Genomic DNA, 19,640 nt, shown 5'->3' with positions numbered 1-19,640 from the left:
GAGAATAAACAGTTGGTCTTCTCTCTGATATTACCATATGAGTTTTGCTGTTTTGTCAAATCAATTTTTTTCAGTATTTTATGAATTAAAATTCTCGAAGCTGTTAATTCATATCATCTACATATCTTTCCATGATATACTGACAAAGACCGTGAGTCAATACAAGTCTCTCTGGTAAAAGTTAAGTTTAGTGATTTTTTGATTTTTTTAAAATTGTGATGTTTATTGTTACTGAAAGTCTGAATATTTGGCAACAAATTGCTTTAGTTGCGGTGTGGTTAGGTGTTGTTTTAGTGATTGCTGAAGGCTTAAACCGTCTAATTTCTGTGGAGGCGGAGGTTTCTCGAAAAGTTGTTCATATTGGCACTGGAAATGTTATTCTACTAGCATGGTGGTTGAATACTCCCGCTTGGATTGGAATTACAGCCGGGGTAATTTCTGGTATTATCGCTCTGATTTCTTATAAATTCCCGATTTTACCGAGTATTAATAGTGTTGGACGCAAAAGCTTAGGAACGTTTTTTTATGCCGTCAGTATTGGGGTTTTAATCGGCTGTTTTTGGTCAATTAACAAACCTGAATACGCTGTTTTAGGGATTTTAATCATGACTTGGGGCGATGGACTTGCAGCGGTCATTGGTCAGAGTTTTGGACGACATCCCTACAAAATTGGAGAAATTAAAAAAAGTTGGGAAGGTTCTCTAACAATGTGTTTAGTGAGTTATCTTGTTTCTAGCTTAATTTTATTCGCAGTTCAAGGAAATATTTGGCAAACTTGGGTTATTTCTCTGATTGTTGCAGTTGTGGCGACGACAATGGAAGCGTTTTCAAAATTAGGCATCGATAATCTAACCGTTCCCCTGAGTAGTGCAGCGTTAGCTTTTTTTCTAAATCAATTATGGGTAGGAATAATCTAGAATTTAAACCTGAAAAATTCAACCCAACTCTTTAGCCAGGGAAATCACCCAAGCTAAAATAATAGTAATTAAAACAATGGCTTCTAAAATCTGAAAAATTCTCGCTGAGTGGTTATTCAGAATTGAACTTATCTGAACATTTGCTTTCCATTCAGAAATATTTTTTTGCCATAATTTCGGATTATCCTGAGTGCGAAACTTCCAATTCATCATAGACAACAGCAACGGAGTTCCCCCAACTTTCGCCGCCATTAACACATGAAACGCGATCATAATCACTAAAACCACCCAAGAAAATAGATGAAGATAATACCAAATATGATTAAGTTCTCCTTGGGGCAACCATTTCTCACTCATCATCTTACCGGAGAACAGCGCAAAGGTAAGCGCAAAAATCGCCAAGGTATTTGTAATCCGGTGTAGTGTGTACCCAAAAATCGGCTTTCCCCGTTGACTTAGCTTTTGTAGAGAGTCGGGTTGAATTAGGCGTTTTTGACCCCGACGAAAGGCATATACTACAAAGAGGGGAAAAATCAGCAGCGTCCACAGCCCAAAAGTACCATGAATTCCCTCAATCGCTTCTAACTTCGGTAAAAAAAATCGCCCAAACCGTCCATCATAGGTGTCATAAGTCCAAGCTGCGGTGAAAATTGCCGCGATCGCACAGATCCCCGTGACTCCATGCAAAATACGGAGAAGCAGGGGTTGATAGGGCTGAGAAAGTTTACCAGGCATCTGTCAGACTCCGTTTTACTTTGATTTTTGTCTATAGTAAATCAATTAACTATTGACTTTCATCTATAGTTGATCACTCCACAAACCCCAGAATTAAAGGATTTTCCCCGTATTTGTCCCCGAGGTACAAGAATGGGATCAAAAAATTTTTGCCACACCCCTTGACAATTTATGTAGTATGTTTGTAGTATAAAAACATGGCAAGCAAAGGAAAGCGATAAAGCTTGATTGAGCAAGCCATCTGCACCTAGACAACTGAATATTATACTACATTTTTCCGATGTAGAACACCGAAATTGTGGGTATGTGTTACGCCGAGGCGACGCCAATAAATCCCATCACCCTCGCTCATAGCCTTGTGGACAATTAGAGAAGTCGCTGTGCCTTTCAAGCATAGAGGATCGGGTGCAACTCCCGTCAAGGCTGCTCACCGAGTCCAGGTTGCCCAATAGGCGTTGGACTGCAAACAACGCAGCGTAGCTTAAGAGTAAAGCCCCCGGCTCATAACCGGGTTGTTGCGGGTGCAAATCCCGCCGCTGCCACTTGTAGGGATGGTGTAACGGCTAACATATCGGTCTCCAAAACCGAGGATCTAGGTTCAAATCCTAGTCTCTGCGTTCTGTAGTATTACAGCTTATTGTAATACAAACAGTTTGGGTCGGCTCGCCTATCAGAGAGGGCAACTGTCTGTAAAACAGCCGCTAAAAGCATTGCAGGTGCGAATCGGTGCCCGGCTTACCAAATCGATGGAGAGTAAACCCGTCAGGGGATGGGTGCTGTTTGCTAAACAGATGGAGTTTAACTGCTTGTGGTTCGAGTCCACTGCTCTCCGCCTTTGACAGATGTAACGGGTTCAATTCCCATTCATTGCCCTGTGGTGTAATTGGCACCCGATCGCACTTTGAATGTTCGTTGAGTCCAGGTTCGATCCCTGGCGGGGCAACCAATAATTAATTTTTTATTCCTAATACCTCCTGTGGCGGAATTGGAAGAGGGGGCAGACTTAAAATCTGTTCTATTTTGCAGGTTCAAATCCTGTCAGGAGGATTAAACAAAAGAGGTGGATAATATGACTCAAATGACCGTAACCGATGCCTTAGCAGAATTAACGTTATTAGAAAAACGAATTGAATCAGCCCGAGCCGCTTTAGACGGGAATACTTTAATTACTGTCATTGAAATTGGTAAAGTTCCAACGGGTTACAAATCCCGCCAAGATTATACCACTCAAGCCCGTGCTGCTGTGCAGAAAGTTGATGCGTTAATTGCCCGTCGGCGCATGATTAAACGAGCAATTGTGTTATCAAATGCGTCTATAACCGTTTCAGTTGCAGGTCAAGAAATGACGGTGGCAGAAGCCATTGAAATGAAAAGTTTCATCCTGTATTCAGAAGCGGTTATGAATACCATGTTATTAGTTTATAACCGCACTCGCAAAGATTTTGATGTCGCCCAAGCACGAGTTAAAGAACGTCTGGATAAATTGGCGATGGAAGTGTTAGGAAAAAATGCGGCTTCTGAAAAATATCAATCTTTAGCCGATAGTTTCTTAGCGCGAGAAGGCGTTGAACTGCTAGACCCCATTGAGTTGGCTGCAAATATTGAACAACGCCAAACTTTCGTCGAAGAATTTCAATCAACGGTTGACCGGGTATTATCGATTAGTAATGCTCGAACAATGATTGAGATTCCCGATTAATTCATCTAAGATTGTCGGCAATTAAATCACTTAATTTTTGACAGTCTTAAACCCCAAAAATCTGTGCTGGTCACTCGAAAACCTCTAAATTTATGGATTTGATGGATAGCTCAATAGGTAGAGCGCATGACTGAAAATCATGAGTTGTTGGTTCGATTCCAACTCCATCGAGCATAAATCTTAAAGCTTAAAGCTCAACGCTTAACGCTTAAATCTCAAGCCTCAAATCTTAGACTTTCAAGCCTTAAATCCCAAAGATTAACATTCGATAAAATCCGGGAGTTTTGGTTGTAGGTTCCATAAAACCTAGGGGTTTCCACCTGGCTGAGTGGTCAGCACTTTAACACATTTTAAAAATTAAAAAATGAGGGTCTGTAGCTTAATTGGGAAAGCACCAAGCTTGCAACTTGGTAGATGTCGGTTCAAGTCCGACCAGTTCCACTGTGGAGTCTGAAGTCAAAGCGGTCGAGACGCTGGTCTGTGACACCAGTAATAATGGGTTCAAGTCCCATCAGACTCCCCTTTCGGAAGATACTGCTGAAGGGACAGCAACCCGTCTTGAAAACGGGAGCAGGGTAAAACCTGGGGGTATCTCCTGCGGAGACGCTTCGCGAACGATTCCTCTATCTTCCTTTATTTTTTTATAGCACTACGCATTTAAGTTAGGACATTTCTAGATCCTAAAACCCTTTCACAGTCTACTGTTCCCTGATCCGGTGTTCCCTGTTCCCGATTCAAGTAGCGCTATATGTTAAAAATTTCGATAAAAACCAATTTACTTTGACTTAGTTTTCAGCTAAAACAGGTTCTAATTCTTGTCGAAATTGATTCCAATTTTCTACCTAAATTTCGCATTCGGTAGATTAGGTGGGGTTTACAGCGTCTTCGTTGTAACCCCGTTTTTTATGGCTATGCGGTTCAAATCCTAGTCTCTGCGTTCTGTAGTATTACAGCTTATTGTAATACAAGATGTAACGGGTTCAATTCCCATTCATTGCCCTGTGGTGTAATTGGCACCCGATCGCACTTTGAATGTTCGTTGAGTCCAGGTTCGATCCCTGGCAGGGCAACTAATAATTAATCTTTTATTCCTAATGCCTCCTGTGGCGGAATTGGAAGAGGGGGCTAGAAACCCCCACCAAAATAGTTTACTTCAACAACGCGATCACCCGTTTAACACTTTCAGGAAAAATCACCACTAAACTTCCTTCGGAAGCTTCCGCCAAAGCCGTTTGAATAGCTTCTGTTTCATCCCAAATTTCTTGATAATTAAACTGCGGTTTTTCCTGACAAATTCCTTCTCGAATTAAACGGGCTGCATCTCCACGCGGGCGATCGCGAGTATGATCATCTTCTTTGATAATCACCCAATCAAACATCTGAGTTGATAACCGTCCTAACTCTTTTAAGTCTTGATCACGGCGATCGCCAGGGCCTCCAATCACCCCAATTCGTTCACCCTCAGACCACTGACAAACAAACTCACCAATTGCTTGATAACCTGCGGGATTGTGAGCATAATCAATTAAAACATGAAACTTGCCCAATTCAATCAAATTCATCCGGCCAGGAGTGTGTTCTAAAGAGGCTTGAAAGGTTCGTAATCCTGTACTAATATTTTCAATACTCACCCCTTGCACATAGGCTGCCAAACTCGCTGCTAAAACATTAGCAATCATAAAGGAAACCAAACCCCGCAACGTTGAAGGAACATTTACCATTTGTTCAACTTGAAGGGTATCTTGCCCATTACAAAAGGTGAGAAAACCTCCGTCATAAATGGCTGCAATTCCCCCTTTTCGCAGATGTTCTTTAACAATTTCATTGTGAGGATTCATCGAAAAATAAGCGACTTTTCCTTTGACCCATTTTGCCATATTTGCCACTAACGGATCGTCAGCATTCAACACCGCATAACCGTTGTCATCAGTCGCTTCCGCAACTACAGTTTTCACCTGAGCCATATCTTCGAGGGTGTTAATATCTTCTAACCCCAAATGATCGGCAGCAACATTTAAAACCACACCTACATCACAGCGATTAAATCCTAAACCAGACCTTAATATTCCGCCTCTTGCCGTTTCTAAGACTGCTACTTCAATGGTGGGATCATTGAGAATCAGTTGAGCGCTTTGACGTCCGGTATTATCTCCTGATTCTAACAAAAAATCACCGATATAAGTCCCGTCTGTGGTGGTGTAACCAATCACCTGTTTGGTCTGTTTAAAAATATGGGCAATCAGACGAGTTGTTGTTGTTTTCCCATTGGTTCCTGTGACTGCAATGATCGGTACTCGATAGGGAACTCCTGGCGGATAAAGCATCTCTAAAATCGGTGCTGTTACATTACGAGGTTTTCCTTGACTGGGCTGTAGGTGCATTCGTAAACCTGGGGCGGCATTGACTTCGATAATGACTCCATCTACTTCTCGCAGAGGACGACTAATATCGGTACAAGTGATATCAATTCCGGCAATATCTAAACCAATAATTTGGGCAGCCCGTTCAGCCATCCAAACGGTTTCGGGGTGAATAATATCTGTGCTATCAATGGCAATTCCACCTGTACTCAGGTTTGCTGTGGCTTTGAGATAACAGATTTCATCTTCTTCTAAAATACTATCGAGATCGTAGCCTTGAGTTGCGAGAACATCATCGGTATGACGGTCAATTTCAATCCGAGTGAGAATATTTTCGTGACCACTTCCTCGACTGGGATGACGATTGATATCTTCGATTAATTCCTCAATTGTTAAGTGACCATCGCCTGTGACATGAGCAGGAACTCGTTCAGCAACGGCTTCCACTTTACCATTAATGACTAAGACGCGATAATCTTTGCCGCGATAATAGCGTTCCACTAAAATTCCGCCGGCTTTGGATTCTTCCTTGGCAACATCATAAGCATTTTCTGCATCTTGCCAACTGTTAATATTTAAAGTGATTCCCCGACCATGATTTCCATCTAAGGGCTTAATCACAATTGGAAAACCACCGACTTGATCAATCGCTTCTTCGAGTTCATCAAAATAATAGATGACTTCTCCGAGAGGGGTTGGTAAACTGGCCGCTTCCAATAATATTTTTGTGGCTTGTTTATCTCCAGCAAATTCAATCCCGAGAATATTTGTTTGATCGGTTTGAGCCGTTTGAATCCGACGTTGATATTTACCGTAGCCTAGTTGAACGACATGACGAACGGGTAATTCTTGCCAAGGAATTCCTCGTTTTTGGGCTTCATTAATAATCGCTTCTGTTGTTGGCCCGAGGGAATCTTCGGCTTTGATTTCTTGTAAATCTTCGAGATCAATTTCCAGTTCGGCTTGGGGATAATAGCCTCGATTCATTAAGCTTTGACAGATACGGACAGCCCCTCGCCCTGCATAACGTCCAGCTTCAGGATTTTGATATTCAAACACAACCCGACAAATTCCCGGTGTAGCAGCCAGACGAATCCGACCAAAATCAACAGGCATTCCAGCCAAGTTTTGTAACTCTAAAGCGACGTGTTGGATAATTTTGGCGATGGAGATTCCTTCTTGCATCTGTTGTAAAAAGCCACCTCGACAACCCCGAGATCCATGATGTTCCCTCAATCCGGGAAGCACCTTGACGAGTTGATCACAAAAGTCAGACATCTCGTTGGAGAGGCGACGTTCGTGATCTTCTAGCTCGAGTTGCAGGACAATCAGATGAGGGTGATTAATACTCCAGAAGTTTGGGCCATAGAGAGTTTGAGTTTTAAGGATTTTCATGGTTGCCGCCTCCTAAGGGGTAGATGCATCAACACAGATACAGGCTATTGTCATTTTTACGAATATTTCTACTGTCTCATACAAGGGAGAGTTTTCTACTTCCTTCTCTCAACATGAGGCTTGAAAAAGAGATTTGTCACCTTGGTTAAATTTCATCGTTAGTCTCAAGGAAAGTTCCGTGAAACTACTGTTTCATCTCTCGGCAGGAAGCCATAGAATAGGGAAAGAATCCATGTCATATTTTTTTAGATTGATGAATTGGTCTATTCCCTCGATTGTTACGATTTGGGTGGGTGGAGTTGGACTTCTAGCTTTAGTCAACTTCCTGTTCAATTTTCCTCTGTTTTCTGGTGAATTGTTGCCAACATCTCTATCACTCCACCCCTCGATTTTCTTGTCTTTTATCCTGTTCAGTATTGTTCTAAAATGGCTTCAGAATAGACAACAGCGACAAAGGTTTAAATCTATAGCTCAATTGTGTAGTGTCCTAATTATTGGAATTGGATTCTTTACATTTAGTGAAGAGGCACGAAACTGGAATTTGTATTTTGAACCAGGGTTGATTCAGGATCATCCCTCCTTATTCATTTTACGTGTTTCTTCGTTTATTTTTGAACAGTCAAGTTTCGTGTTAATTTCCTTAGCCACTGTGCTATTACTGCTTATTCATAAAACCCCGACTCGAATTCAAGTTGCTCAAACAATAATCGGTCTAGTTTTAGCCATTGAAACCACGAACTTAATCACATTTTTGTTTTCCGTTCCCTTTTCAGACTTGGGAATAGTTTTCTCTAACAGAGGAATACCTCTCAAAACGATTAGCTTTATTATACTTTGTTTTGGTCTACTTTGGATCTATCCCCATCGCGGTTTGATGAGAACTTTTACTCATCGTTCTATGTTCACAGTCAGACCCTACCCCTTATTTATAGGAATCATTTTTCTAGTATTTTTTAATATTATTAAACTCGACTTACCGCAAGACTTACAACAAGAAAAAGCATTTTTATTAGGATCAAAAATAATTCTAGAAATTTCAGTTATTTTAGGGTTATTTTACTGGACGAATAATCGCTTATATGCCGTTAATCTTCGTCACCAACGCTCAAAACAACAACTTCAATACACTCGTCAAACCTTAGAAAATCGAGTGAATGAATGTCAGAGTTATCAACAAAAAATCGCTGTACTTCAGCAACAAGAACAAGATTTTAGAGCATTAGTAGAAAATTCACCGGATATTATTTCTCGGATAGATCGTCAATATCGCTTCCGTTATGTTAACCCCCAAGTTGAACGAGAAACAGGAATTAAAACTTCAGATTGGATAGGTAAAACTGAGCTAGAATTGGGATTTTCTGAAGAAATTGTTACTCCCTGGCATCAAGTAATTCAGCAAGTGTTTGAAACAGGTAAGCAACAGTTATACGAATCAAAATTTCCGGCTGCTGATGGAACATTCAAATATTGGCAATGTCGAATTGTTCCTGAATTTAATGCTCAAGGAATGGTGGAGTCCGTCTTGACAGCAAGCCGAGAAATTACCCATAAAAAAATTGCAGAAGATGCACTGTATCAATGTGTTCAACATGAAAAATTATTAGCAGAAATTAATGATCGCATTCGTCAGTCTTTAGAACTCGATCAAATCTTAGTAACCGCAGTCACGGAAGTTCAGGAAATTTTGCAAGCGGATCGGGTGTTAATTTATCGGTTTAATCCCGATTGGAGTGGTACAATTATTACGGAGTCAGTTGTCCCCGGTTTTGACTCTATTTTAGACAAAAGTTGCACAGATTCCTATCTGCTTCAAACCCGAGGAGAAGCCTTTCGCCAGGGGAATATTCAGGTGGTGAATGATATTTACACCGCCAACTTAACCCCTTGTCATCAAGAATTACTCACTCAACTGCAAATTCGAGCCTCTTTGCTATTACCTATCTGTATTTTTCCCCCCAATTCTCAGCAGGAAGTCAATTCACAAACCGTTTGGGGTTTACTGGGAATTAATAGCTGTGTCGAACCCCGAGATTGGCAAACTCAGGATATTGAATTTCTCAAACGTTTAACCGGACAATTGGCAATCACTGTTCAACAATCAGCCCTTTATGAAAGACTTCAAAATGTCAATCAAGAACTCAGCTATCTGGCTCATTATGATCAATTAACTCAAATTGCTAACCGTCGTTATTTTGACGAATATTTTGAGCAAGAATGGCATCGACTCAAGCGGGAACAGGCTCCTTTATCGTTAATTCTTTGTGATGTTGATTATTTTAAATATTACAACGATACCTATGGTCATTTAGCAGGTGATCGGTGTTTAGTACAAGTAGCTGAAGCGATTTCTCGGGGAGTTAAACGTCCAGCAGATTTAGTGGCTCGTTATGGCGGAGAGGAATTTGTGGTGATTTTACCGAATACAAATACTGAGGGAGCCGTTGAGGTTGTGCGTTGCATTCAAAATGAAATTCAAGCATTAAATATACCCCATTCCACCTCACTCAACGCGAAACAAATTACCCTCAGTTTTGGGATTGCTTGTGTTTATCCTTCTTTGAGTTCTTCGAGGTATAATTTAATTGATCAAGCTGACAAAGCACTTTATCAAGCGAAAGAGGCTGGACGAAATGGTTATGCGATGATTGAGATTGAATCGTGATTTTATAGAGAAACTTTAGATTTAGATTGATAATCTGTTCGGTTTGCAAGAGAAGAATCGTTGTTTGAAGAATTTTTTGGAGAATAAAAACAAACTTCAACGAGCATTTCTAGATAAGATAAAGGAAGAATAATAAGGAAGAAAATTAGGGCTTTTAAAAAAGAGAAAAAACGATTTTTAGAAGTTGAGGGTAAGGGGTTAGACGGGGAAGGACGGAACGTTAAAAACTCTGATCTGAGAATTCCAACGGTTGTGGCTAAAAGGATGAATGCAGACAAGATCAGGAATTTCATACGTTACGCTTGCGAACCTTACTAAAACTGTTTCTAGTTCTAGTTTAGTCAATGAGAGTTGCGAAGTGTAACCGTAGAGTTACGGAAATTGAGCCGAGTATCTTCAGATAAATCCGTGAAAATACGGATAACGAGAGTTCAAAATTCAAGCATCAAATCAGAGATTTAAAAGTTTGAACTTTGAACTCCTCAAAACTAAACCTTTACACCAGAAGTCTGGGATGGTTCTGTGGGTTTTCCCTCATCAGGGTTTCCCAGAACTCGGTTATAGATTTTAATGTACTCGTAGGCTGACTTTTCCCAACTAAAGTTTTGCCACATTCCTCGTTGTTGCAGTTTCCGCCATTGGTCTTTATAGCGATAAGCCTCTAACGCCCGGATCATCGCAGTCAGGAAGTCCATCGGTTCATAACGATCGAAACAGTAACCCGTACCCGCCTCATTCATGGGGTCGTTATAGAACACCGTATCAACCAGTCCACCAGTCCGACGGACAATCGGAACACAGCCATAACGCATTGCTAACATTTGGCTAATCCCGCAAGGTTCAAAGCGACTGGGCATGATCAAAGTATCACAACCGGAATAGATGCGTCGAGACAAGGCTTCATTAAACAGAATATGACTCGACATACGACCCGGATAGCGAGATGCCATCTGCCACATTTGGGTTTCATAATAGCGATCGCCTGTTCCCAAAACCACAAGTTGGGCATCGGTATAAGACAAGAACTGATCCATAATTTGAATGACCAGATCGAGTCCTTTTTGTTCAACCAAGCGACTGACCATCCCCACCAAAAACACACCCGAGTCTACAACTAACCCCAGTTCTTCTTGCAACGCCACCTTATTGGCTTTACGTCGTTCGACGGTATCAGCATTATAGTTTTCGACAATAAAGCGATCCGTTTCCGGGTTATAGCTTTCGACATCAATGCCGTTGAGAACACCTGAGAGTTTACCACTGACAAAGGAAAGTAACCCTTCGAGAGTTTCACCATAAGCGGCGGTTTGAATTTGTTCGGCGTAGGTCGGAGAAACAGTTGTGACTTCATCGGCAAACTGCACCGCCGATGCCATCACATTATGACCTTCCATATACCAAGGACACCAGGTAATCCGTTCTAGGAACCACCGCCAAGGCCCTTGATAAGCTAAATTGTGAATGGTGAAAATAGTTTTAACGTCTGGGGTCTCGTTCATCCAAACCGGGATCATGGCGGTGTGCCAGTCATGGCAGTGAATCACATTCGGCTTCCAATAATTCCAGGTAAATTCGGCCGCACCATTGGAAAATAAGGTGAAACGCCACTCCTCATCTTCTCCGTAGTAGACACGACGGGGCATAAAGGAAGGATGTCCAAACAAGTAGAGTGGTACATCTGACTTGGGCAGTCGGGTTTCATAGACTGCAAACTTTTGATACATTGCAGTTCCCCACCAAATCGGTTCGGAGGGAATTTCCAGTTTATCGGGGAGGAAACCGTAATAGGGCATAAACACCCGTACATCGTGTCCCATTGCCCGCAGCACTTTTGGTAAAGCGCCGACGACATCTCCCATGCCACCCACTTTAGCCAAAGGTGAGGCTTCAGCAGCTACAAATAGAATTCGCATGATTGACTTTGCGTTCCCGTACTATGCTTCGTAATATCACCATAGTTCCAAGTTGGCTCTGTTGTTGAGACTAAAACTTGGTTTGGATAGAGTTTTGATTTCTATCTGGGCAAACTATACACCCTCGATCTCCTGACCCAATCGGTTCGCTTCTCAATAATGGGCAGGTTAACTCTGTTGAGTTGATCCCCTACTCACCGTTGTCCTTCAACAACAGCGATCAAACTGAGGGGTTAGATCAAAATTAGCCTTAGCAGCAGTCACCTGTGAGAAGACAGACTCTACCCCTCAATCAACGATTGTGGTCTGTTTGAGATTCTCAACGATTCTACCGTATTTCTTAACATTTCTAATGATTGGTTTTGATCGCCTCAGAAAGCTGACTGTTTGAATATTTTGATACAGTCGAGGACAATTCAAGTCAGTTAGGCTAGACGGATTATAGGCACCCTCTATTTCTTATTGTATGTTGGAAATAGGGTCGATTAATTTTGGGATCAGATCAACGAATAGCAATATTGTTTTTTCTGCCCTATTGACCATCATGTTTGAGGATTATCAAAATGCCACAGGATCAATTATTTGAATCAGGGTTTCAAAGGGTGCGTCATCGCAATTTATTAAACAACTGCAATTCTATCAATCTTTTATTTCTTTTAATAATTAGTTTTTTGAATAGTCCATTGCCAACGCAGATGGCGCAAGCTAATCCGACGAATGGCTTCCAACCAAAAACTGTAGTTGCTCAGTCTTTTGAACCAGGAACACGTTTTCTTGACAATGGGGTTTACCTCTATGGTCAATCTCCCCAACGGGATCAAATAGGCCTTGCTTACATGGTGTTTGAGATCAACCAGGGTCAGATGGTGGGTGCTTTCTATATGCCGCATTCTACGTTTGATTGTTTTTGGGGAACTCCTCAAGGCAATGGGTTAGCTTTAACGGTTGTCGATACTTACACTCAGGAAACACATCCTTATGCGATTGGCTTTAATCCCTCAGTTGTGGCTGCTTCCACTTCCGGGGGAGCCGATCAGCGGGTTTCACTAGAGGGATTTTACCCGATTGAATCTATAAGTCAAGCGGATCGCCAAATTTTAGAGACTTGTAAATCGGATTTAAGTCAAAGAAAAGCGGGAAATTAGGAGGGTAAACCTCCCATCAGGACAGGGTTTAAGAAATTGGGGAGACTTTTTCGAGAATCTGCATATTTTTCTAGATTTTCTGACATTCAATACTTTTTCTTCTCAATTGCCGGATCGAATTTCTGAGGGGGAAGGTTTATAGCAAGTCGCGAGTCGTCTATTTACAGATCGCCATTGTAAGAAATTGCTCAAAGCCTTGCACTATAGGCATTTATCTCTTCTGTTCCCTGATCCGGTGTTCCCTAAGATTGCAAACTAAGTCTCGCCGGAAACCGCCGGGCCGCAAGGCAAGCGCTGTTCCCTGTTCCCGCCCGCGTTGCGCTATAACTTTCGACTCCTTGAGTTGATCCAATACGTCTTGGAGTAAGTTGATCGCTTGCTCTAGTTTGTCTACAATTTCAGGAGTTGGGCAATTGCCTGAAATCGGTTCACTCGGAGTAGGGGTTTGAGTTTCTGGATTTTCTTGCAGTTGCGAGATATAACTGAGTAAATCCCGATCTCGTTTTAGCCATCCTTCTAGAAAGATTTCCTGAGAAGCGTTGACTTGAACTCGTTGGTAACGATAATTAATCCGAGCTTGACAATAGCGTTGGGCTGTTTCTAAACTGTTATTCTGTTCTAAAACCGCTTCGCTATTGGGGCCCATACGTCCATCAATTACTAATCCCCCCAAGGCTTCTTGTAAAAATTCTATACTTCCTCTAACACTAAAATTAACGGCAGTATCAAAGTGAACAATGGCTAAAGGTAAAACCATCAAGTCTGCTTTTGAGGGTTTCCAATACATCTCTAAATAGACTTGTTTGAGTTCCTCAGCAGTAATATCGATCACTGATTTTAAAGGTAAACCTTGACGGCGAAGATAGGTGTCAAACGTGGCTTGGGTAATGCCATATTGAACAATACCGCCCAAATCTTGGGGATGTCCGGCGCCGCCTTCCCACTTCAGGGTAAACTGGAGAGCGATCGCAAACGGATTAAGTTTTTCAGTCATATTGGGAGAAGAATTAGAGAGGTTAGTTATACTTATTTCCATACAAGAACGGTCCCATTTCATCTGGAAATAAGTTTCTATAGAGATTAGTTATCAGTTTTTTAGGTGGAGAGTTCCCCCAAACCGTGTTTAACCGTTCGTTTCTCCGTTCCCGCCAAACTGACAACCAACAACTAACTTCTTCACACGCCTATTGCCGTTGAATTTCAGCAAAGATTTGATCTAAAATTTCCTTGGCACCTTGTTCTCTCAAACGATGGGCCAGATCAATTCCTAACTGTTCGGCGTTGCTTGCTTCTCCACTAACCGTATCGCGAATTAGGCGTTTTCCATCCAAACTGGCAACCATTCCAATTAGCGTCAGTTGGTTGTTTTCTACTTGGGTATTTACCCCGATGGGAACCTGACAACCCCCTTCTAGTTCCCGTAAAAAAGCACGTTCGGCGTGACAACGTTGGGCGGTGGGAGTGTGTTCTAAGACTTTAATCACTTCTAAAATCTTCTCATCCCCATCCCGACATTCTATCCCCAAAGCCCCTTGTCCGACGGCGTGGAGGGAGACATCGGGGGAAATGGTTTGATGAATGCGATCGCCCATTCCCAAGCGTGTCAGTCCTGCTACTGCTAGAATAATCGCATCATAGCCGCCTTCGTCGAGTTTTTGCAGGCGGGTGTTGAGGTTTCCGCGAATATCTTTAAATTCAAAATGGGGGAAATGGTGACGCAGTTGGGCGAGTCTCCGCAGGGAAGATGTTCCGATAACGGCACCTTCGGGAAGGGTTTCGAGTTGTTTGTCTTTGTGTTTTTCGTGTAGAACAACTGCATCTGCGGGGTTTTCCCGTTCGGTGACGCATCCTAACATTAATCCTTCGGGAAGGTTTGTCGGAAGATCTTTGAGGGAGTGAACGGCGATGTCGGTTTCGTGGTTGAGCATTCCGACTTCGAGTTCTTTGGTAAAGAGTCCTTTATCCCCAATTTTAGCGAGGGCGACATCTAAGATTTTATCGCCTTGGGTTGACATGGTATGCACTTCAAATTCGATATCCGGGAAGTGCTTCTGAAGTTCGGCTTGCACCCAATAGGTTTGGACGAGTGCGAGTTGACTTTTGCGTGAACCGATCCGAACGGTTCGACTGGGGGCAGATACGGTTGTCATGCTGTGTGCGATCGCTTGTTATCGTTGGTTTTTTGTCCATTCTTTAGCGTACCGCAACGGGGGACGTCGGTTGGTGTTTGCCGAAAATTTGGTAACTATCCTTAACAGTCTGAGGCGGTGACGGGGAATTTTTCAAAAAATGATCATCGCTTTAACGTTTGAGCCTGTATACCATAGTCAATTTTTGGGTTTACTAGCCCTTTAAAATTTTAGCTCTGAGCTTATCTAAGCAGTATCAAGGTCAAAAATGACCTCACTAAAAGAGGTTTGATTAATCTGTACCAAAAAATCTAAAATGCCCTACTCAACAGGGATTGAAACCAACAAAAAACTTATGACTAATTGACGTTTGCAGTGCCATTTGGGATTTGACATTATAAAAATGTTCGCTCCCCTATGGTCATTTTGACCACTCCCATCTGATCATTTTGATCACTCCTCTGATTAAAATGATCGCCCAATAAACCCTTGACATTTTTGAGGATATTTATGCTATGATTCAAAAAAATAAGACCCCTGTATCCTACTCAAATGGTATTAGCAGTACCATCAGAGGGACTTGAAAGAGGTCGTCTTACAAATGTTGATTTTTTTCTAATGTTATGAGCATATCAAATTTTGCTGGAAATGTCCAGCAATCGGATTCGTTTGCTCCTGTTTCGTTGGTGTTAATTCCAATGAGCGCCGATGAACTGAAGCAGGTTGTGTTTGAATTACGTCACGGTCAACTTATTTCTATTGACGAATTAAAATATGTTCGGGAATTGAAAGAACAGATTCAACAATTGGAAATGCTGAACCGAACTAAAGATGAGAGGATTCAAGAATTAGAATGTTTGCAAAATCCTTATTCAAATGATGGGGATGCAATTTGTAACTTTGAGTTATAAAAATCGGAACTAATTTATTTGTAGGTTGGTGTCGAGTTGACGAGACTCAACATTTTGAGTGAATTGTTGGGTTTTAGTTCGTTCAACCCAACCTACTGTTTGAAGACTAATTTATTTGTAGGTTGGTGTCGAGTTTACGAGACCCAACATTCTCAGAGGATTGTTGGGTTTCAGTTCGTTCAACTCAACAAATCTCTTTGTGTTGTCTGAAACACAAAACTAATATTCAAAACCTATGATATTATACAATAAATCATGATAAAGCAGTATTTGTATTAGAGTCAAGTGAAACCCGTACAGTTATCTTTATTTTCAGAAGGTGAAAACTTTACTGTCGATCGCGAACAACACCAAGACCAACTAGAACACCAGTCAAATTTTAAATCTCAATCCAAAACTACTCAAGAAAAGTATAATGAAAAATCGGTGCAATTATCCCTTTTTTCATCCGAGGAACAAACCCAAACTCTTGAGCCAAATATCAAGAAAGTTAAACTGGGACGCTACGAGCGACTTCAGCGAGAACTAGAACTAAATTCTGAAGATGATTCGGCCAAGATATTCATTGATATTGGGGAAAATAAATCAAGTTTAACCTCCAATTATACGTTTATCGATCTTTTTAGTGGTGCTGGAGGGTTTACCCAAGGTTTAGTACAAGCAGGTTTTCAAGCCATTGCTAGTGTAGAAAATAACCCAATTGCATCAGCAACTCATGTCAAAAACTTTCCAGATTGTAATCATTTTTGCGGAAATATAGAAGAATTTAATCCCGCAGAATGGTTGAGAAAAATTGACAATCCTGAAGTTCATTTGGTTGTTGGTGGCCCACCCTGTCAAGGATTCTCCGTCGCCGGAAAACGGAAAGCGGACGATCCGAGAAATTACTTATTTCTAGAGTTTATCAGAGTTGTAGAAGCGGTACGTCCTTGGTATATCATCATGGAAAATGTGCCGGGAATTTTAACGATGAAAGGCGGAACGGTAAAACGGTCAATTTTTGAAAAATTTAAAGCAATTGGCTACAATAATATTTCGGTTGCAATCCTTGAATCTGCGGCTTATGGAGTTCCACAAATTCGACCCCGTGCTATATTTATAGCCAACCGATTTGGAATGTTGAATCCCTATCCCAAACCCCAACTTTTACCCGATGAATATATTCCCATTGAGTCAGCAATATCTGACCTTCCCGAATACACCCCGATTCCTGAAATTAATCACCAATGGACTCGCCATTCTCCTGAATACATGGAAAGAATTGCTCAAGTTCCTCCGGGGGGTTCTTTATATAAAAGCTATGCGGATGCTTTTAAACGTCAATATCCGGGTAAACCTAGCATGACAGTTAAAGAAAATCATGGAGGAACTCACATTCACCCTTACCTAAATCGGGTAATTTCGGCGCGAGAGATGGCGAGATTACAGACATTTCCTGATACATTTATTTTTGAAGGAACGATGAAAAAAGCCATGTGGCAAATTGGTAATGCTGTCCCGCCCCGTTTGGCTGAATGTATAGGATATGCACTGCTTCCATACTTGTCTATGATCTCACAAAATGAGTCAAAATAAAAGTGAATTCGAGTTATTCAGAAAACTCTTTTAATTTCTGATTAACAGCTTGACGCCAAGCTTCTAAGTCATACCAACCGCAACCCAAACAACCCTGTTCCGCTTCTTTTCCTGTTTTTGGAATCTCCTCAGACCATTGTTCGTTACCTTGGGAGTAAAATTTTATTCCAAAGGGATATCCTCGAATATTAGTCTGATAGCAGCTACGACAAACTTCTCGTTTTTGCAGATTTCGCTGATTCGATAAAAGCTGAAAATCTCGTCTAATTTCTTCATCTGTAAGATGTTCAATAGAGTTTCGTTTTGTTTCTAAATTCCATCTAATTTCCGGAAATTTATGATCGGGTAAAAGACTTTCGCTTTTGACCCTTTTTCCTTCATAAGCATCGTAGCTCCCCAGGACTTTAACAATTTTTTCCCTTAAAGCTTGTGACCAAATTTCGTAACCGGATAAACCGCCTCTGGGTAAAGGAACCAAAATTAGAAAAGTTCTGCGTTTTCCACATTGTTCGCAAAAACGGTTTGTATCTGTTGCAATTGTATAACCCATTTCTTTGAGATCTTGATTTCTTCTCGCCCAGTTAGGATTATTGTAAACACAAGAAACACAAGTCCATTTAAAGGTTTTGAGTTGTTCAAAAAGTTGCCATGTTTCTTCCTTTCGCTTACTCGCCCAAAATTTTTCCTGTTCTGCTAGCCATTCTTGTCGCTTGCTAGGTTGACAATAATCGTAGGCTTTTTTTAGGTATTCTTGAATTTCTTTTTCTTCGTAAAGATTGGTTCCTGTCCGACGGTACTCAATGGGAATTGAACCTTCCCAAACTGTTCCATCTTCATAATAGAAAGTTACGTCTTTGTAGCGTTCAGAAGCTTTGCGGTGACTACGGCTTTGGTGAATTCTGATTTTATTCATTGGGTTTGGCGATCATCCCTTCTAGTCCATCAAGAAGTTCGGATACAGTTATTCCCAAGCCATTAGCCAAACTCACAAGTGCTGTCAGTGAAGGGTTTCTAATTCCTCGCTCGACTCCCGAAATGTAGGTTCGATCTAAATTCGCACGAAACCCAAGTTCTTCTTGCGAAAGCCCTAACATTGTGCGATGTTGTCTGACTAAATTACCCAAAGCCTGGAGTATCTGTTTTTTTGATGGTTCCATAGACTAATAACTTAGATGTCTGCGGACTATCAGTCTACGGACGATGTGTCACATCAGCAGATTTTCAAGAAACTAGGTATTTAAACCATTAAATTATCATAGAAAAATCTACAATCAACTAATTTAGACATAAAAAATACCCGAATTATTGAAGAAATCGGGTAGTTATTGAACCGAGTTTAATCGATTACAAAGTTACAAAATCATCTGCACTGATAACAGCAGCATCAACCCCGTTTAACGTAGCAATTAATTCGTTGGTATTGGCGATACGAATAACAGTTGAATTTGTATCTTGAGCGATCGCCAACTGTTCAAAAGTTAATTCTTGGGCTAATAATAGTTTATCAGTTCCGTTCTCAAAGTCAAGTAAAAGATCGCTTCCAGAACCAATGACAAAAGTATCGCTTCCGCTTTCACCGACGAGGGTATCATTTCCCAAATCACCACTAATAAAATCGTTACCCTCTCCACCAACTAACGTATCATTAGCCTGACCTCCATACATTGTATCATTGCCCGTATCTCCTAAAATCAAATCCTCACCCAAATTTCCCAAGAGTAAATCTTCACCCTCTCCTCCGCAAAGACTATCATTATTTTGTCCGCCAAAAATGGTGTCATCTCCCCCATTTCCAAACAATTCATCATTTCCTTGATTTCCAAACAGATTATCATTGTCATCACCCCCGCTAACGACATCATTTCCAATATCACCAAACAGCCAATCTTCTCCCAAACCTCCCCAAATATAATCATCTTCTTGACCGCCATAAATGCTATCATTTCCCGAACTTCCCATGAGAGAATCTGAATCTAAATTCCCCCAAATCATATCATTTCCCTCTTTTCCCCAGACTGCATCATTATTTTTACCGCCATAAATGCTATCATTTCCCAAGCCTGTATCGATGTGGTCGTTTCCTTCATTTCCAAAAATTAAGTCATCACTATCTTGACTATAAATATTGTCATCTCCCCCCATTCCAAAGAGAGTATTATTGTTGGAATTTCCAAGAATTTCGTCGTTTTCAACGGTTCC

General features: G+C 41.2%; 14 protein-coding genes and 8 tRNA genes. 14 read left to right on the top strand and 8 right to left on the bottom strand.

The annotated features are described in order from the left end of the window. Positions 1-218 precede the first annotated feature (218 nt). Positions 219-917: a diacylglycerol/polyprenol kinase family protein gene (locus M595_RS08990; protein WP_023065872.1), complete on the top strand. Its 699-nt coding sequence runs from the start codon at positions 219-221 to the stop codon at positions 915-917. Positions 918-935: 18 nt separating this feature from the next. Here the strand turns inward: M595_RS08990 and M595_RS08985 are convergent, their stop codons facing one another. Next, positions 936-1,652 carry a cytochrome b/b6 domain-containing protein gene (locus tag M595_RS08985; protein WP_023065913.1) on the bottom strand — a complete coding sequence of 239 codons (717 nt, stop codon included), beginning with the start codon at positions 1,650-1,652 and terminating at the stop codon, positions 936-938. Between the two features lie 470 nt (positions 1,653-2,122). Between M595_RS08985 and M595_RS08980 the strand changes: the two genes are divergently transcribed. The 9 genes from M595_RS08980 (at position 2,123) to M595_RS08945 (ending at position 4,421) form a co-directional block, all read left to right on the top strand. Beyond that, positions 2,123-2,194: transfer RNA gene (locus tag M595_RS08980), tRNA-Ile, on the top strand. Between the two features lie 3 nt (positions 2,195-2,197). Further along, positions 2,198-2,269 (top strand) — tRNA-Trp (locus M595_RS08975). Between the two features lie 251 nt (positions 2,270-2,520). Then, positions 2,521-2,598: transfer RNA gene (locus tag M595_RS08970), tRNA-OTHER, on the top strand. A 24-nt stretch (positions 2,599-2,622) separates the two neighbouring features. Further along, positions 2,623-2,699 (top strand) — tRNA-OTHER (locus tag M595_RS08965). Positions 2,700-2,721: 22 nt separating this feature from the next. After that, the gene (locus tag M595_RS08960; RefSeq protein ID WP_023065882.1) at positions 2,722-3,351 is read left to right on the top strand and encodes a hypothetical protein; all 630 of its coding nucleotides are present in this window, start codon (positions 2,722-2,724) and stop codon (positions 3,349-3,351) included. 99 nt (positions 3,352-3,450) lie between these two features. Next, positions 3,451-3,522, top strand: a tRNA-Phe gene (locus M595_RS08955). A 197-nt stretch (positions 3,523-3,719) separates the two neighbouring features. Then, positions 3,720-3,792, top strand: a tRNA-Ala gene (locus tag M595_RS08950). 5 nt (positions 3,793-3,797) lie between these two features. Next, positions 3,798-3,871: transfer RNA gene (locus M595_RS30560), tRNA-His, on the top strand. Between the two features lie 475 nt (positions 3,872-4,346). Beyond that, positions 4,347-4,421: transfer RNA gene (locus M595_RS08945), tRNA-OTHER, on the top strand. Positions 4,422-4,499: 78 nt separating this feature from the next. Here M595_RS08945 and cphA read toward each other — a convergent pair. Next, on the bottom strand, positions 4,500-7,106 hold the full coding sequence (gene cphA / locus M595_RS08940) for a cyanophycin synthetase (RefSeq protein WP_023065884.1): 2,607 nt from the start codon (positions 7,104-7,106) through the stop codon (positions 4,500-4,502). A 649-nt stretch (positions 7,107-7,755) separates the two neighbouring features. Between cphA and M595_RS08935 the strand changes: the two genes are divergently transcribed. Continuing rightward, positions 7,756-9,768 (top strand): diguanylate cyclase domain-containing protein, encoded by a 2,013-nt coding sequence (locus M595_RS08935; RefSeq protein ID WP_161809813.1) that lies wholly within the window; start codon positions 7,756-7,758, stop codon positions 9,766-9,768. A gap of 488 nt (positions 9,769-10,256) precedes the next feature. Here the strand turns inward: M595_RS08935 and glgA are convergent, their stop codons facing one another. Further along, positions 10,257-11,681: a glycogen synthase GlgA gene (gene glgA, locus M595_RS08925; RefSeq protein WP_023065920.1), complete on the bottom strand. Its 1,425-nt coding sequence runs from the start codon at positions 11,679-11,681 to the stop codon at positions 10,257-10,259. A 695-nt stretch (positions 11,682-12,376) separates the two neighbouring features. Here glgA and M595_RS08920 point away from each other — a divergent pair. Next, positions 12,377-12,826, top strand: coding sequence for a hypothetical protein (locus tag M595_RS08920; RefSeq protein ID WP_152983549.1), 450 nt, complete (start codon positions 12,377-12,379; stop codon positions 12,824-12,826). 211 nt (positions 12,827-13,037) lie between these two features. On the opposite strand, the gene M595_RS08915 is transcribed toward M595_RS08920, so the two are convergent. Together M595_RS08915 and hemC are read right to left on the bottom strand one after the other, a co-directional pair. Beyond that, the gene (locus tag M595_RS08915) at positions 13,038-13,862 is read right to left on the bottom strand and encodes a glycoside hydrolase family 108 protein (RefSeq protein WP_238987044.1); all 825 of its coding nucleotides are present in this window, start codon (positions 13,860-13,862) and stop codon (positions 13,038-13,040) included. A gap of 148 nt (positions 13,863-14,010) precedes the next feature. Then, positions 14,011-14,976 carry a hydroxymethylbilane synthase gene (gene hemC / locus M595_RS08910; RefSeq protein WP_023065861.1) on the bottom strand — a complete coding sequence of 322 codons (966 nt, stop codon included), beginning with the start codon at positions 14,974-14,976 and terminating at the stop codon, positions 14,011-14,013. A gap of 602 nt (positions 14,977-15,578) precedes the next feature. Between hemC and M595_RS08905 the strand changes: the two genes are divergently transcribed. Further along, complete coding sequence (locus tag M595_RS08905; RefSeq protein ID WP_040483826.1) at positions 15,579-15,866, top strand: hypothetical protein; 288 nt, start codon at positions 15,579-15,581, stop codon at positions 15,864-15,866. A gap of 285 nt (positions 15,867-16,151) precedes the next feature. Continuing rightward, positions 16,152-17,441, top strand: coding sequence for a DNA cytosine methyltransferase (locus tag M595_RS08900; RefSeq protein WP_023065837.1), 1,290 nt, complete (start codon positions 16,152-16,154; stop codon positions 17,439-17,441). Positions 17,442-17,454: 13 nt separating this feature from the next. Here M595_RS08900 and M595_RS08895 read toward each other — a convergent pair whose 3' ends face one another. The 3 genes from M595_RS08895 to M595_RS08885 form a co-directional block, all read right to left on the bottom strand. Further along, positions 17,455-18,354 (bottom strand): ICEA, encoded by a 900-nt coding sequence (locus M595_RS08895; protein WP_023065902.1) that lies wholly within the window; start codon positions 18,352-18,354, stop codon positions 17,455-17,457. Beyond that, the gene (locus M595_RS08890) at positions 18,347-18,598 is read right to left on the bottom strand and encodes a helix-turn-helix domain-containing protein (protein WP_040483825.1); all 252 of its coding nucleotides are present in this window, start codon (positions 18,596-18,598) and stop codon (positions 18,347-18,349) included. Before M595_RS08890 ends, M595_RS08895 begins: the two co-directional genes overlap by 8 nt. A gap of 187 nt (positions 18,599-18,785) precedes the next feature. Then, positions 18,786-19,640, bottom strand: an 855-nt coding sequence (locus M595_RS08885) for a calcium-binding protein (RefSeq protein WP_023065897.1), incomplete at its 5' end; no start/stop codon positions are given.

Source organism: Lyngbya aestuarii BL J (genome assembly GCF_000478195.2).
GTDB classification, from domain to species: domain Bacteria; phylum Cyanobacteriota; class Cyanobacteriia; order Cyanobacteriales; family Microcoleaceae; genus Capilliphycus; species Capilliphycus aestuarii.
This window is presented reverse-complemented; position numbering and strand designations above follow the sequence as displayed.

Bases quoted from the DNA above. Each gene is read 5' to 3' on its own strand.
- M595_RS08985 (WP_023065913.1), bottom strand. From the start codon at position 1,652: ATGCCTGGTAAACTTTCTCAGCCCTATCAACCCCTGCTTCTCCGTATT.
- M595_RS08905 (WP_040483826.1), top strand. From the start codon at position 15,579: ATGAGCATATCAAATTTTGCTGGAAATGTCCAGCAATCGGATTCGTTT.
- M595_RS08920 (WP_152983549.1), top strand. From the start codon at position 12,377: ATGGCGCAAGCTAATCCGACGAATGGCTTCCAACCAAAAACTGTAGTT.
- M595_RS08960 (WP_023065882.1), top strand. From the start codon at position 2,722: ATGACTCAAATGACCGTAACCGATGCCTTAGCAGAATTAACGTTATTA.
- M595_RS08990 (WP_023065872.1), top strand. From the start codon at position 219: ATGTTTATTGTTACTGAAAGTCTGAATATTTGGCAACAAATTGCTTTA.
- M595_RS08915 (WP_238987044.1), bottom strand. From the start codon at position 13,862: ATGGAAATAAGTATAACTAACCTCTCTAATTCTTCTCCCAATATGACT.
- M595_RS08895 (WP_023065902.1), bottom strand. From the start codon at position 18,354: ATGAATAAAATCAGAATTCACCAAAGCCGTAGTCACCGCAAAGCTTCT.
- cphA (WP_023065884.1), bottom strand. From the start codon at position 7,106: ATGAAAATCCTTAAAACTCAAACTCTCTATGGCCCAAACTTCTGGAGT.
- hemC (WP_023065861.1), bottom strand. From the start codon at position 14,976: ATGACAACCGTATCTGCCCCCAGTCGAACCGTTCGGATCGGTTCACGC.
- glgA (WP_023065920.1), bottom strand. From the start codon at position 11,681: ATGCGAATTCTATTTGTAGCTGCTGAAGCCTCACCTTTGGCTAAAGTG.
- M595_RS08890 (WP_040483825.1), bottom strand. From the start codon at position 18,598: ATGGAACCATCAAAAAAACAGATACTCCAGGCTTTGGGTAATTTAGTC.